Origin of the sequence: Lactobacillus sp. ESL0677, from assembly GCF_029392875.1 — a bacterium.
GTDB lineage: Bacteria > Bacillota > Bacilli > Lactobacillales > Lactobacillaceae > Lactobacillus.
Genome location: NZ_CP113946.1, coordinates 854,201 through 872,117 on the forward strand (window position 1 = coordinate 854,201; position 17,917 = coordinate 872,117).

General features: G+C 37.3%; 1 protein-coding gene. It reads left to right on the plus strand.

Going from position 1 to position 17,917, the window contains the following annotated elements; all coding sequences use genetic code 11:
- Positions 1-972: 972 nt before the first annotated feature.
- Positions 973-17,241, plus strand: a complete 16,269-nt coding sequence (locus OZX76_RS04255; protein WP_277181254.1) for an SLAP domain-containing protein — start codon at positions 973-975, stop codon at positions 17,239-17,241.
- Positions 17,242-17,917: the final 676 nt, after the last annotated feature.

Genomic DNA, 17,917 nt, shown 5'->3' on the forward strand with positions numbered 1-17,917 from the left:
CCGAGTTGACAAAACAAAGCATAATGACGCTTGTTGAACCCGCAGTGTTCAAAAATTGAGTAGTAGCGCAGCGAATATGGATCCTATTCTATGATAGTTTTCCGATTCGGTAGTTATTTACTTACTCGCACGTCTTTAGTTTGATCGGTCAACTTTAATACATTTAAGCTTGTTGATCAACTCAGATTAACTATTATACTACCCAAGATCATTAGGATTGTCAAGAGTTTAAGCCAATTGATAATCGCGGTTATAAGAATCTGGATTGCAATAAAATTAAATAATATAAAATGCAAAATATAACTAGTTATTATTTTGATATTTTTTGATATTATTCAATTTATCTAATACTATATAACAAATTAAAAGCTTTTTGATGAAAAAATGATAAATTTTACTTTTTAGACTAATAGCTTAATATATTAGTGTTTATTGTACAAATATGCAGACATAAATTAATTACAGTACATTTATATCAATTATAATATATATTAATTTATAAAATATAAAATATAGTGAAAATATAAATTATATTTTATGATAAAAGGGACTGATTTAAAGCTGATATTGTCAATATGTATACGACTAGTATGGCTTTATTAGCAATATTGGTAAGGCTGCTAATGATTAAAGCTTAAGTATCTAATTGTCTTGAAACAGCTATAAATAAAAATTTAAGTTAGCAAATACATGTAATAGTTATTACTGCAAATCAATTGGCACAAGTAATTGCATAAACTATAGGTATTTTAACGTAAAGATTTTGATCAATGTTATGTTATTTTAAATACTATACATCCTAATCTTATTGCATTATTAAAAAATAATTTGATTTACATGTAAATAATTTTAATGAACATATGTAAGTAAATGTTATTTATATTATAACTATAAATTTTGAAGATTATATTTACATTTTTATAATTATGAAATACAATAGTACGCGTATAACTTTAATCAAAAGGAGATATTATGTTGGGAAAAAATAATTTCAACGAACGATTAAGAAAGATGGAAATGCAAGCTAAGCAGGATCGTTTTTCAATACGTAAACTAAGTATTGGTGCAGCTTCTGTGCTGCTTGGCTTTACTTTCTTTGGTATAAATAGCCAAAGTGTCCAAGCAGATACAGTTACGCCTGCTAAGGAAGTCGAGACAGCAAATAACCAAAATGTTGCGTCGTCAGATAAGCAGACGCTGCTGCCAACACGTGATGCCATTAAGACAGCTAGTGGCAATAAACAGCAAGCTAAAAAGGCTAATAATGGTAGTCAAAAGCTTGATACTTATGCCAAATTGAGTAAGTTTTTGCGGGATAGTGATGGCGCTACTGTAAGTGCTAGTGACGGTAATGTTACTAAGCCAACAGCTACACCTAGTGATGCTGTAAAACCTGCTACTAGTTCAGCAGTGACACCAGCACAAAAACCAGCAGACGCTAAGCCTGCTGGTGATATTACTGGTAGTAATAGCGTAAATACTGCTGATACTGCAAGTGGTATTGCTGCTAATAATAATGCTACAGCTCCAGCTGACACCAACAAGCCAGCGGATGATAAATTGCCGGCTAACACTGATATTACAGCAACATCTGCTAAGCCAGGTCAAAAACCAGTTACTACTAATCCAGCCGCTACAGGAGTATCCATCACTAATGGTGACAAACCGACTGCTCCAGATCAGGACGACAAGAAAAAGCAATTGGCTGACGCACAAGATGGTCAAACTGCTTATGTTAGTAGCTGGAAAGATTTGCTGAATGCCTTTAGCAATACGCAAATTACTAAAATTGAAATTATGCAGGATATTGTTAATGATGCTAATGCTACGGGCGATCAACCAGTTACGTTGTCAGGTGATCGTAGTTTAACGATTGAATCTAATCCAGCTGATAATAAGCGCTACATAATTGATTTTAAAAATTCACGTGTTTCTTCAGGTAATAAAGGTAGTCAGGGGCATCTCACTTTATCTTATGATAACTTAACTTTGTACTGTGCAAGTGATTATGGCGTAGCAGATTCATATTTTAATGTATCAACATTTAACTTTACAGATGTTGACTTCCACGGTAATCAGATGGTATATGCTGGTAATAACGATACTGATATTCATTTCTTCGGTCATAATACTGCTGAAACTGTTCCAATGCCTTATACAAGTCAAGTAGATGGCACTAAAGTTAATGGTGATGGTGAAGACCAGCAGTTATTTGAATTTCAAGGTAACAGTAACCAATCTTTAACTTTTGAAAAGGGTAGTACTTTTGTAGGAACAACCACTTACGGCAACGTAATTGAAATGCATGGTACTAATAGTAAAGTAACTTTAGAGCAAGGTGCCCAAGTTACTTTAAATCCAGCTGCTAATGCTGATGGTTCTAAAGGTGGTAATTCTGCTCAAAATACCACTAAGGCAGCCGGTATTTATATGACGGCTAAAGGCCAAGTATTAATTAACGAAGATGCTAACCTTAATATTAATGTAGGACAGACAAATGAGAATGCAGCTAAGCCTAATATTACTGATGTGCAATTAAGTGATCAATTTACAGGTAAAGTGGATTATCATGAAGCTGCAGCTATTATCTTATCTGACGCAGCGGCTACAATTACTGTTCAAGATGGTGGTGCCATTAACGTTAAAACCAATGGTGATGTTAGTGATAATGGTTCTGGTAAAGCTAGTGTTGTAGTTTATGATGGTGGTAATATTCAAGTTAATTCACATGGAGCTTTGAATATAACTGGCACTAATATGCAAAAATATGCCGGTACCTTACTGTACATTGCTGGTCAAGCCGATTTGGAAAACGGAACGCTTAATCTTTCATTGGAAGGCGAAGGTGCTCAAGGTTCAGGAACTGGTGCCAGTACTTTAGTTGACCTTGATTCTTCGAAGGGTGTTTTAACTGTTAATAACCCACAAAGCCTGATACTAGATGCTCATGCGAATAAGGCAGCCAGTATCATTGGTAATAGTGATATTAAGATCATGAATGTCCGTCAGGTTTTTGATTTTCCAGGTTTGCCGCAAATTATTTTGCCACCGTTTCATATTTTAGATGTTAAAAAGACGACTGGTAATAAAGCAACTATTGGTGTTAACAGGATGGAACTGCTTAACGGTACAACGCCATTAACACATGATATGATTACCGGCCTTGTAAATGATATTAGCACCGATCCAACTCTTGCTGGATTAGGAAGTGTGTTAGGAAGCGCATTGGGTGGCCAAGACCCAACGGCTTTATTAACCAGTCTAGCGGGGATTTCTTTTGATGAAATTTTCCCAGCTATTATTCAAAATGCCTTCTCTAACCCAGATAATCCAGGGTACAACTACATTCACATGATTCCAGCCAATCCATCCGGATTTTTGGGAATTCAAGATGCTAAAGTAACTGTTAATAAAGATGGTTCTAGAACAATCTCGGGTTCAATTACTGGCTATGACAAGACAAAAGATGGTCCAAAGAGTGACACGGTCTTTAATAAATTAGTTGATGGTGGAACAGATGCTTATGTTATTGCTAAGTTCAATAGTACTGGCTCAACTTTAGATGGTCAAACTTGGAAGAGTCCATATCAAGTTGATAAGCCAACCAAAACGGGAGAATTTAGCTCACCTTATGCAAGTACAGATCTGGTTGGTAATCCGCAGACTTTACCTGCAGGCTTAAAGATTGATGGTACTAAGCAAACTTTAACCGTACCAAAAAATGGTATGAAATTTAATGGTACAAATGTACCCGGAAATGCAGTTCTTGATTTTAAGAATCATGCTGTTTTATTAGGTGGCAATAAAGTAGCTAGTTTACCTGCTAATTTAGCTTGGCCGCTACCAGATGGTATGGGTTCATTAACATTACCGTTTGATTTACCGTTTGTGACCCCAGTATCAACAAATGACCCTAAAGAAACTTTATCAACTGAATTTGCAGCTAAAGTTAATGGTGACAATACGTTTAGCTTTACAATTCCAACAGATGTATTTAATAAACTAATGGCTGGAGCACAATTAGAATTAACACCAGAAGCCAACTTTGTTGGGTATGCTAATGATGCTCAACCATACAGTGTCGATCTGTTGAAGAAGTCGTTTAAAGATACAGTTGATGATGAAAGAAAGCAACTGGATCAAGCATATCAAGATGCATTAAATATTTTAGCTGATTCTGGTCTTGATCCTGATGGTACTTATAGGAATGAGATTGATCAAGCTTATCATGCTGCTATTGCAGGTGGTACAGATGATACCAATCCAAATCCAGACAAAACAAATTCTATTTATGGTGTAACTGATGATAATAGCGATGCAGCGATTAATGACGTTATTAACCGAGCTCAAAGTGCAATTGATACTATGTATCATAACGCATATGATGGTAAACTTGATAAGTTTGTTAGTGATCATAAGTTAACTGATAATTCGTTAACTAATACTATTAATGCAGAAAAGAATAAAATTAATGCAGCAACTGGTAAAGATGCAATTAATAAAGCAGAACAAGATGCCGAAACTGCTCTAACCGCAGCAGGTAATATAGCTCAAAACAAAGCTAAAGCTAAAGAAGATATTCAAAAATATATTGCAGCAGCAAAGACTGACTTGGGTAAAGCAGGTGTTGATACTACTAACTTTATAAGTGCAGATTCCGGCTTTACTGATAATGATATTAATACTGCACTTGCTACGATAGCAGCTGATGGCTCTAATAAGGACACGGTTGTTAATAGTATTAAGCAAAAGGTTTTTGCTAAATATAACTTAAGCTTGCCGAATGCGATTACAAATTATGCTGGCAATAAGGGTAAGGAGTTAACCGGTTTAACATTACCTGCTGGTTCTACTTACCAAAGTGACATTAATAATGCTAAGAGTGATGTTGCTAAGGGCTTAACCTTTAAAGGCGACGGTAGCGAATTTACTGGTAGTACTAATGTTGCTAATGCTAAGACGGCAATTGACTTAACTGTTGCTAAGGCCAATGCTGCTTCTGAAGTGCAAAAGTATGCTAGCAGTGTTGTAAATAATTACCCAAGTTGTGGAACTGCTATTAATAAAGTTAATAATACCTATCAGGCTACGATTAAGGGTGAAACTACCATTGCAGATTTGCAGGATACTACTCATGCTAATGCTAACGCTGATAACCATGACCAAATTTCAGATGTTAAAAATGGTATCGCAGCAATCGATCAAGCAATTCAGACTTATAAAGATGGTTTGAAGAAGCATATTACTGTTCAAATCAATGGTGGAACTGATAATGACGGTAAGACTTATGATAGTTTACGGCATAATATTTCACTTCTGGAAGGTAAGTTTAATAGTCTAGGTCTTGGAACAGATCTTGATATTATTAATGGCATTAAGAAGCTTAATAATAATTTAGATCAGGCAGCTTCAATTGCTGGTGATCAGACTGATTCTAAAGCAACAGCTACGATTGATAAGGCGACTAAGGAAGGTGATACTGCTACTGCTGGTACTGCCTTAGGTGAACAGAAGAAAGCACAAGATTTACTTGATCAAACGTTGAAGTATTACAATGCGCTGAATAAGCTGGTTAATTATACGAACACTCAAGCTTCAAAGAAACCAGCTGCTAAGCCTGATATTGTCAATGCTGCTAAAGAAGCCGCTAAGAATATCTTTAACGCAACAGACACTGATGCCAATGGTAATGGTCCAATCGAAGCTGCCGAACAAGATGGTGAAAAAGCTATTGATGACATTATTAAGTACTCTGCTGCTAGTGATGCCATTGAGAACGCGGCTACTCAAGCACATACTCGTGTAAATAATTCACACGCAACGGTAGCGCAAAAGGCACAATACAACAAGGAAATTGATGATGCTAAGACTGCTGCCTTGAATACGAAACCTGATAAAGGCGATAAGAACTCAATTTACGGTTCTGATAAGCAGGACTTTATCAATAATCGTCAACAGCGTGTCCTAAATAGATTTAATAAGGCTGCTGCTAAAGCTGAGGTTGCAGGTTTTGCTGAAGATGCTAAAGCTGTTTTAGGTGCTAAAGCTGACACTGCTATTGATGCGGCTAGAGATAATGCAACAGCAGATAAAGGGACAATTGACAATGTATCAGATGCGGGAACGACTGCCCCTGATACGTCTAGTCAAGTTCAAGATGCCGAAAATGCTGCTAAATTAGCCATCTTGGCTGCCCTTAAGGATCAGGCTAATGCTAAATTAAGTGATAAGGAAACTGAAGTTGGCAATAAGCTTGATGCCCTTAGCGACAATTTGACTCCTGATCAGATTGCCAGTGGCAAGAGTAAGGCGCACGACTTTGTAACTAATGCCAATGGTACTGGTGCAACAGATCATATTAATGCTGATGAAAGCACAGCAAATGCTGCTGTAACTAATGCTCAAGATCAAGCTGCTAAGGATGCGGCCTTAGCTAATGGTATCAGTAGTATTAAGACTGATTTAAATAATGGTCTGACTAACCTAAATGGTGTTGTAACTGATGCTACTAATAAAGCTAACCGTGCGGCTGCAATTGCTGCAGTTAATGCTGAACATCAGAATGTTGTTGATGCTCTTAATGATAAGACCAAGTATCCTGACTTAACTGATGAACACCGTAAGCAATTGATTGCTAATGCTAATACAGCTTGGACTAATGGTTTGAGTAATTTAGCAACTTGTGATGATGATCAAGTTGATGCGCAAAAGAGTCAAGCAATTAAAAATCTTGACGATATTTTGACTGATGCTGATTCACTAAATAGCACTGATAAAACAGATACTGAAAATGCGCTTAATACTGCTAAACAAACCGCTAAACAAAATTTAGATGATGCTAAGACAGCTGCCGAAAATAAGGTTAATGGTTTTACGGATGCTCAAGTTAGTCCAACTGATAAGACAGACCTGATTAGCCAGATTGAGCATGATTATCAGACAGCTTTAGGCAATATTAATGCTGCTAAGACTCCTGCTGAGGCCAATACTGCTGAGCAAACTGGTGCAACCAACATGGCACAAGACGCCAACAAGGCTGACTTAATTGCTGCTAAGCAAGATGCTATTAATAAATTAAATGCTGCCCAAATTGCAGATAACAAGGTAGTTGATGATGCTCTTGCTGATGGTAAGATTACACAACAGCAGCATGATGACATGATCAGTGAGATTGACAGCTACCATACGCAAGGTACAACGGCTATTAAGAATGAAACCGATAAGAGTAAGCTTGATACTGATGCCAATAAGTACATCGACTTAATGAACGGTGTCACTACTGATATTGATAATCTTACTTTGGCTAATAATAAAAATGATGCAATTACTCAATTGCAAACTGCAGCCAACAAGGCTAAAGAGCACATTGATGGTTTAACTGACCTTGGTACTGATGAGAAGAACGTCTTAAAGGATAAAGTTGAAACTGACTTTGGCAATGCCAAAGATGCAGTTAACTCTGCTACAAGTATTAACGATGTTACTTCAGCTTTAAATACTGGTAACTCTAATATTCAAGCTGATCAAACTGCTGCTGATGTGCAAAATGCCAAGAATGCTGCTAACAAGAAGCTTGATCAGAAGCTAAAAGATGATAATGCTGCGATAGACGCCTTGACGAACTTGGATTCAACAAGCAAGGATGCTTTAAAGCAGAAGATCAAGCAAGCTCATGATGATGCGCAAGGTAAAGTTAACGATTCTGCTAACACTGACTTAGATAATATTGCTCAAGCTGCAACTGACGGCTGCGATAATATGGATAAAGTTGTTGACAGTGCCCAAGGTCTGGATCAAGTTAAGCAAAATGATAAAGCTGATTTAGACCAAGCTGCGCAGGAGGCTAATGATCGGATTGATAAATCTGACTTAGATGATCAGTCCAAGGCTGATGCTCATAAAGCAATCAACGATGCACGCGATCATGCTAAACAGGAAATCGACAAGCCCGAGACAGATACAATTGATAAGGCCAACAAGGCTGAAAGTGATGGGTTAGATGCTATCGCTACTGCTGAAGCTAATGCTAATAGTTCATATCTTGCAGGATTGAAAGATCAGGCCGATAAGGACATTGATGCTGCCTGTGATGCTGCTAATACAGTGTTAGACAATGAATGGACTACTCTGAGTGATCAAGAAAAGACTGATTCTACTACAGCTGCTGCCTTTGATACGGCTCATAAAGCAATCGAAGCAGCTAGAACTAATCGCAAGAACCAAGTTACAGCTGCTAAAGATAAGACAGCCATTGATAATGCGGTTAACGGTGCTAATATTGATGTTAACAACGCCAAAAAGCCAGCCTTACTCGCTTCAGCTAAGATTAAAGGTAAGGACAAGATTACCCAATATGGTGAAGACGCCAAAGATAAGTTGCCTAATCCTGATAGTACCGGTGGTGCTGCTAAGATCGATAAACTTGTTAGTGATGCTGTTAATGAAATTAACAATGATGATCAAACTCCTGATGATGTAACTAAGACGATTAATGACTACAAAGATAAGATTGATAAGATTAATTCGGCTGCTTCAGCTACTAATGCTAGTGAGATTAGCGCTGCTCAACAAGAAGCAATTGTCGCACTTGATCATAAGTTAAACGGTAATGGCAAGGATCAGGGTGTTCTTGACCAAATTGACGCTTTAAAGGATCACCTGACTTCTGATCAATTGAATGACTTTGAGCAACAAGCACAAAGTGCACACGACGATGCTGTTGATGCGGTTAATGGCGATGCAACTGTTGCTGCTATAGAGGGCGATCGTGATGCCGGTTTAACTAATATTCAAGAAGCTTTAGATGACGCTAAGTTGCAGGCAGCTAAGAATGATGCTGATAAGAAATTAGATCAAGCTGCGCAAAATGCTATTGACCAGATTAACAAGATTCCAGACGATAAGTTGTCACAGCATGACAAGCAAACTGCCATTGACAACATTAACCATGCAATTTCTAAAGATCCGAACGGTGGTAAGTATCAGATTAACAATGCAAAAGATCAGAATGCCATTAATAGTATTGTTAGTGATACTGAAGACACGATTATTAATATCGTTAGTGGTGCAAACGATACCGCTCATACTGCTGCTGTTAATGACGCTAAGAGTAAACTTGAAGCATTAGCGCAAAAGATTAAGGACAGAATCAGTGATGATCTTGCTGCGGGTAAGTTAAGTCAAACCCAAGCTAATGGCGCTGACGGTAAAGGTGGTCTTAATAAGCAAGTTGATGATGCGTTAAGTGATGCTGAAGGTAAGATTGATGCTGCTAAAGATCATGTTGCCATTGATGCTGCTGAAGCAGCTGGTGAAACAGCATTGAATGCTATTAATGATGATGTTACTAAGGATGAAGCCCAGAAGGCTGACCTTGATAAGGTTGCAGCTGAAGTTCAAAAGGCAAATGATGCAGCTAAGGAATATATTGATAAGCATCCAAATATGACCCCTGAACAACAGCAACAAGTTTATAACCAAATTAATAGCATTAAGAATGAAGCTAATAGCAACATTAATCATGATCGTAGTGACGCTGATGACCCGATTGGTAAGATGGATCAAGATGCTACTGACGGCGTCAATAAGCTATCTAACTTATTAACTAATTGGGATAATAAAGAGCAAGCCATTGAGAAGTTAAAGCAACATGCTAGTGATGTTAAGAATGGTAACGATGGCACTAATGGTCGTCCTAAGTACGAACCTATCTCAAAGGATAATCCAGATTTCGCTAACTTAACCGATAGTGATATTGCTAATGCCCAAGCTGCTGTTCATGATGCACAGCGTCAAGGTGAAAACACAATCTTTGGTTTGGATACTTCTAAGAATGACTTAGATCAAACCGAAAAAGATTGTGAAACTGCGATTGATAATGCTTTATTACCGTATAAGCTCTTAAATGAGAAGAATAAGCAAACAGCGGCACTTAATGATTATGCAAAACAGCAAGAAGATGCTATTGATAAGCTTGTCCAAAGTGAAGATAATCCAAATGGTTTAACGCCAGAAGAAATTGCTGATTATAAGCAGCAAATTGAAACAGCTCGGCAAAATGCTGCAACTAATATTAATGATGTATCACTACCAGATAATCCAGTGTCAGCTGATTACGATACTGGTAAAACTAATGTTGCTGCTGCGGAATCTGATGGTGAAAAAGCAATTGACCAAATTTTGAATAATGCCAAGTTAGATTCTAAGAAGCGGCAAGACCTTGCTGATATTCAAACTGCTGCAAATGAAGCTAAAACCCATGATGGTGTGGATCAGGCTGCTATTGATAAACTTGTTAGTGACGCAACGACTGCAATTAATGACGCAACGGATACAACTGGTCCGAATTCGCCAGATGGTATTAAAGATACTACTAAAGACAAGATTCAGAACTTGGTTGATCAAGCTGCAATTGGCGGTCACAAGAGTGATGCTGCCAAGAAGTTAAAACAGGAAAAAGAAGCTGCCGAAGCAATCATTGATCGTTCACAATTAACAACTGAACAAAAGAAGGCTGCAAAGCAGAAGATCAAAGAATTTTATGATAATGCTAATGATCAGTTAGCTAATATCCCAACTGAGGATGCCAATGGTAACAAATTACCTACATCTGTACAGGAAAAACTAGCTGATGCAATTCAACAGAAATTTAACGATTGGGTTAATGGGGATATTCTTTCTGAGAATGCTAATAATAATTATCCGTGGTTTGCTAATGAAGCTGATAATGCTCTGAATGGTACAGACGGCGTTGAAGGGCTGGATGGTCAATTAGACGCTCTTGGCCTATCAGAAACTCAGAAGTCTAAGTATAAGGACTTAATTGCTACAGTTAATGACAGTATTGCTAAACTTGATAAATCTAAAGATGGTCATGCTACTTCAATTGCAGATGCAACTAACACTTATGATGCTGGTTTAACTGCTTTGAACAAACTCAAGGCAATTAAAGAAGTTGAAAATGCTCAAGCCGTTGCTAATAATGCAATTGATACTAATAACAATTTGACTCCTGATCAAAAGAAACCATATCAGGATCAGGTAGATAAGGATGCCCAGACCGCAATCAACAATATCTTAGGTGTTACACCAAACGATAGCGATACAATTGGTAATCAGCACAAGATTGATGCTGCTAAAGGCGATGTCATTAATGATATGAATACCGTTACAGGTAATGCTAATGCTGCTGGTGCTGGTGCTCTTGCTGATGCTAAGAACAAGGCTAAGCAAAAGCTTGATAATGCTTATGAAGCCGCTAAACAAAAATTGGGTAGTGCTTATCAGCAAGGAGGAACACTTGATCAAGCTCATGATCATGAAGTTGCGGTATTAAATGGTTTATCGCTTGACGGTTTGAAGAATGTTGATGATGGCATTAAGAATATTGACAAGGCTGCCGTAGACGATGCTGCTTCTTATGCAAATGATCAGATTGATAAAGGGAATTTACCTGCCAAGGCAGATCATACACTGTACACTGATGCTGAAAAGCAAGCCTTAAAGGACCAAGTGGCTAAGGAGCAGGCAACTGGTAAGAACAACATTGATCACTCAACTGTAAATGCTGATGAATCAATTGAAGCTTCTTTAGCTGTTACTGATGATACGAACGCTAGTGGTGCTCGGAATAATGCTATTGATAAGATTGGTAACGACTACAAAGATATCAGTACTATTAACGGTATTTTGGATGATGACCCAACAGTTCAACGTGATCGTGCTAAAGCGCAAGCAGAAAAAGATTTAGCAACTATTTATCAAGCAGCTAAAGATAAGTTGCCTAAAGGTGCGGATACTAGTGCTCTTGATGCGGCTTTTAATAACAATAAGACAGTTACGGGTTCAACTCCTGAAGAGATTAAGCATAATGCCGAAAAGGCACAACGTGAAATTGCCAAGGGTGCTGTTCAAGCTGCTGCTCAAGCTGCTAGAGATAGTATTGGTGCTTTGAAACATGACGACAATACACCTTACACTGATGCTGAAAAGCAAGTTTTGAATGCATTAATTACTCAAGATGTAAATAAGGCAAATAGTGAAATCGCTAATGCGGCAAAAGATAAAGAAGGTATTGGTCAAACTGAGGCTGAGCAGGCAACGGGTGATGGTTCAGTTAGTGGCATCTTGAACGATAATTTAGCAATTATTGCTAGTGATGCCACAGGATCAACTGATGCTGCGCAAACTGATATTAGTAATGATCCTGCAGTTCAAAAAGAACGGGCTAAGAAGCAAGCAGAAAAAGACTTGCAAACTGTTTATGATGCAGCAGTTAATAAGCTGAAAGAACAATATGGTCCTAATGCTGACACTACTGAAGTGGACAAGGCCCTTAACAACCATGCACCAATTGATGGTGATAGTGTTGAAGCTATTAAAGAAGCTGCACAAAAAGCCGAACAAGCAATTGCTCATGGTGCTGTAACTGATGGAGTAACTAACGGTAAGAACAAGATTAAAGATTTGAAGCATGAAGACGGTAGTTCATATACAGAAGCTGAACAGAATGCTTTGAATAATTTACTTGACCAAGATGCCATAACAGCTAATGAAACTATTAACCATGCTGCCGCTGATTTAAGTGGTATTTCAGTCAGTGATGCTCAGAATTCAACTAATGGTTCAATAGTTAGCGGTGCTTTAAACAATGGCTTGAATACAATTGCTAATGATTCCACAGGATCAACTGAGGCTGATCATAATGCTATTAGTAATGATTCTGCAGTTCAAAAAGAACGGGCTAAGGCTAAATTACAGGCAGATTATGATAAGGCTGTTCAAGAATTGCATGATAAGTTTGGTAAAGATGCTGATACTTCAAAGATTGATGCTGCTAACACTGCTGCACAAGCTGCAATTGATAAATTAGGTAATAATTCAAAGCCTACTGAGATTGCTGAAGCTGAACAGGCTGGTGAAGTAGGCATTTCTAAAGGTCTTGTTCAAGATGCGCAAACTGCAGCTAATAAGCTAATTGCTAACATTAAGCATCAGGATACACAGAAGCCATACACTACTAATGAACAAACTGCTTTAACTAACGCTGTTCAAGATGTAGTTAATAAAGCTAATGGTACTGATAGTAATAAAGGTTCATTAGACTCTACTACTGATATTGATAAGACTCGTAAGGATGTTCTGCAAAATATTCTTGATATCGTAACTGATGGTACTGATAAGAACCAAGCTGCTTTAAACAATGATCAAAATGTTAAACATGATCGTGAATTGCAAGCAGCTAAAGACCAAGCTGAAAAAGACTTGCAAACTGTTTATGATGCAGCTAAGGTTAACCTACCTGATGGTGCTGATAGGACTAACTTAGATAATGCTTTCAACAACCATACACCGATTGATGGTGATAGTGTTGCTGCTATTAAAGAAGCTGCACGAAAAGCCGAACAAGCAATTGCAAAGGGTGCTGTCAAAGATGCCGCTATTGCTGCCAAGAATAATATTAAGAACTTGAAGCATAAAGATGGTTCATCATATACTGCTGACGAGCAAGCAGCTTTGAACAAGTTAATTGATCAAAATGTTGCTAATGCAAATGGTGCCAATGATAAACCGGGTACAATTGATGCCACAAATGCTAATCCAAGTGACTTAACTGAATTGCAAGCATTAAAATCTAAAGATAATGCAATTGTCAGTGGTGCTTTGAATAATGCTTTGAATACGATTGCCGCAAATGGCTCTGGTAATTCAGATGCAGATCAAACAGTATTAAATACTGATTCAGATCTTGTATCTGCCGCTAAAGAACAGGCTAAGCAAAATGTTGCCCAAGCTGGTAAAGATGCAGCAGCCGCCGTTGATAACCTAACTAATCATAAGGATGGCACGCCATACACTGATGCCGAAAAGCAAGCGATTAAGGATGCAATCCAACATGAAGTTGATAAGGCAAATAGTTCTGATAATGGTTCAATTGATCACGCTAATACAGTTGACGGTGTTGACACTGCTAAACAAGATGCAGTTGATGCAATCAACAAGATCAGAGATGATAGTGACAACAATAATGAAGATGCGTTAGCGCCAATTGTTAACAACAATACTGCCGTTCAACAAGAACGTCATGATAAGCAGGTAGCACGTGATAATATTACAGCTGCAGCTGATAAAGCGCGTCATGATTTGGGTGTTGCTAAGGGCAGTGACGAAGCAGTGAAGATCGATCAAGCAGAGCAAGATGCTTTGGATGCAGTTAATAAAGTAACTGATGGCAAATATACTGCTGCCGAAAATTCAGGTTTAGCTAATGTGGTTGACGCCGAAAAAGACACAGCTAAAGATAAGTTAGATACTGAAGAAACTGCAGCTGCGGAAGCAATTCAACATACTTCTGGTTTAAGTCAAATTGAAAAAGACGAAGCAATTGCTAATGCTAAACATAAATTAGATGCAGCTAAAGATGCAATTGATAAAGTTTCTAGTGCTGATACTGATGATAAGAATGTCAGTGGCAAACAAGATGCTATCCAAAATGCTTATAATACGGGTAAGGATGGTATCGACGAGGTATCAAGTGATACTGATAACTTGAGTAAGGCTAAAGAACAGGCTAAGCAAAATGTTGCCCAAGCTGGTAAAGATGCAGCAGCAGCTATTGACAAACTAACTAATCATAAGGATGGCACGCCGTATACTGATGCCGAAAAGCAAGCCATCAAGGATGCAATCCAACATGAAGTCGATAAGGCTAACAATGAAGGCAATACAATCGACGGAGCTGATAGTATTGGTGCAGTTGATACTGCCAAGCAAGCAGCGCTTGATGCAATCAACAAGATCAAAAATGATAGTAACAACAATGATGAAGCTGCTTTAGCACCAATTGTTAATGGTGATTCAGCCGTTCAACAAGAACGTCATGATAAACAAGCAGCACGTGATAATATTACAGCAGCAGCTGATAAAGCGCGTCACGATTTAGGTGTTGCTAAGGGCAGTGACGAAGCAGCGAAGATTGATCAGGCAGAGCAAGATGCTTTGGATGCAGTTAACAAGGTAACTGATGGTAAGTACACTGCTGCCGAAAATTCTGGTTTAGCTAATGTGGTTGATGCAGAAAAAGACACAGCTAAAGATAAGTTGGGCAGTGACTCGGCCGCCCTTGATGCAATTGCAAGTAGTGATACTAACCATGAAAATGTTAATGGTAAACAAGATGCAATTAAGGATGCTTACAATGCTGGTAAATTGGCTGCTGAAAAGAAGGCAGCTGAAGACAGATTAAAAGCAGCTTATAAAGCAGCTAAAGACAGACTTGGCAATGATGCCGATATATCTGCTTTGGATAGAAGTTATCAGGACGCACTTAACAACTTGCAAGGCGATTCTGCCGATGAACTTAACAAGTCAGAGCTGGCTGGTGAACGTTCTATTGGTAAAGGTGCCGTACAAAGTGCTTACGATACAGCAGCGAAGAAGATCGACCAAATGTGGCCTGATGATAATTCACAAACTGCTAAAGATAAGAAAAAGGCATTATTAGTTGCCGCACAAGATTTGCTTGACGATGCTAATGAAACCGATAATGGCACAATTGATCAAGCTCATCATTCAACTGGAGTTAGTGATGCTCGTAATGATGCTATTGATAAGATTAAGGATTTGCATTCTGACAAAGATACAATCAATAACGTAGTTGACAATGATAAAGTGGTTCAAATCGACAAGGCCCATGATACTGCTGTTGCTAACGGTGCTGATCAAAACAAGGTACAACAAATTCGTGATGATACTGCTGAACAAATTAAGCATGACTTGCAAAACGGTGACCACGAAGCTGCTAAACAACATGAATTAGCTGGTGAAAAAGAAATTGCCAAGTTAACTGTTCAAGGAGCAGCTGACAGAGTTAAGGATAAAATTGACCATTTGACCAACAAGCCAGATGGTACACCGTATACTGATGCTGAAAAACAAGCTTTGAAGGATAAGGTTGATCAAGCAATTGATGATATTGTTAATAATGCAAATGGTTCTACTGGTAAACCAGGCACTATTGATCAGGCAGAGAATAAGACAGATGTCACCACTGCTGAACAAAATGCTATTCAAGAAATTACTAACTCTATTTCAGATAGTAATTTAGCTGATATTATCAACAAGGATTCAGAAGTTGCTAAAGATAATGCCGATAAAGCGATTGACGATGCAGTTACTGCAGCCAATACAGCAATTGACAACAACAAAAATTGGAGTAAGGATCAAAAAGACAAGCTGAAGAATCGCGTTAAGCAAGATGCCCAAAAGGGTAAAGATAAGATTAAGAATGATTCTGATATTAGTACAATTAATCGTGATCGCGATGACACTATTAATCAAATCAAGAATGATTACACTGATTCTGCAATCATTAATTCAATTATTGGTAGTAATGATTCAGGGTCTTCAATTGCAATGCCGATTCCACCAACACAGCCAACTGAAGATGTTACTTTGATGCACAATGCTTACTTATATGATGAAAATGGTAAACGTTGCAATAAGGTTGATCTGAAAGCAGGTTCTGTGGTTACGATTTCTGGCAAGCAAAAGATTGGCGACAAGGATTACTTCGTTGTTATTGATAAGGGTGCTAATGACAAAAAGTACTACATAGTATCTACTAATGTTAATAGCGTTAATGCCGAGTTAACTCATAATGCTTATGTTTATAACAAGTATGGTCAAAGAATTAAGAAGTTACATGACTTGAAGAAGGGCAAGACAATCCAAACTTACGGTGGTGCAATCACAATTCGTGGACAGAAGTTCTATATCATTGGCAAGGGTGAATTGGTTAAGGCTGCTAATGTTGCTGAAGCCAGTGTAATCACAACTACTGAGGTAGAAGCAACTACTAGTGACCAGACAACTGCTGCAACTGAAAAGAAGATCATGCACAACGCCTATCTTTATGATCAAGATGGTAAACGTGCCAATGGCTTGATTTTCAATGAAGGCACAGTGATTACTACGACAGGTACTAAGTTAATTAACGGTGTAGTTTATTACGTACTTGATGATGGTTTGTATGTCAAGGCAGCAAATGTTAATGCCAAGAAGATGAAATTGAAGCACAATGCTTATGTTTATAGTCAATATGGCGACCGTAAAGGTAAGACAGTGCTGAAGAAGCATAAGTTGGTTAAGACTTATGGTGATCCAGTTTCGATTCATGGTAAGAAATATTACATTACTGCTAAAGGAAAATATGTTAAGGAAGCTAACTTCATTAAGAAGTAATTAGCTTGAATAAATAAAAATGTCTCAAATTGTTAGAAATAACAGTTTGAGGCATTTTTTGTATGCAGTTGTAATCTAATAATTATCTAGGTTTCTACATTTTAAGTAAATTTTTCTAAAACTAACAATTAATTAGTTATAGTTAATAACTTTAAAATTTATAATATTGTCCTATTATTACAAGTTACCTTTACTAAGGAGTCAATTTAAATATATTACATTAACTAGAATTTTAAAATTTACTTACATAAAATCATTAACTATGTTATATCAGCAATTTTTACTTGGCTAAGTAAAAATTTTAAAATAAATAACTATGCAAATTATACATATTATTTATATGTTTAATTATAATGAAAATAATAATAAATATAATCCAAATAATTGCTGGATTTTATCTGATTTCTTAATTGAAATAGACTACTACCTAGTCATAAAATTATGATTAATTATAATTTTAAAGTTATTACAATATTTTGGCAATTAGTAGTGTTATAAGCAAAATGATTAACAATAAAAATAAGCTGCCAATTATTTTTTATTGATAAAATGCTGTTATATAGGCGTTCTTAGCTTTTGAACAATAATTTGAAAGTTGGAGCTATGATATTTTTGCATAAATGAAGAAGTTGATTTTTTATAATAAAAATCATGTTTTGCTAATTGCTAACTATTA

What these genes read in the sequence shown, in the direction of transcription:
- OZX76_RS04255 (WP_277181254.1), top strand. Translation starts at nt 973, where the DNA reads ATGTTGGGAAAAAATAATTTCAACGAACGATTAAGAAAGATGGAAATG.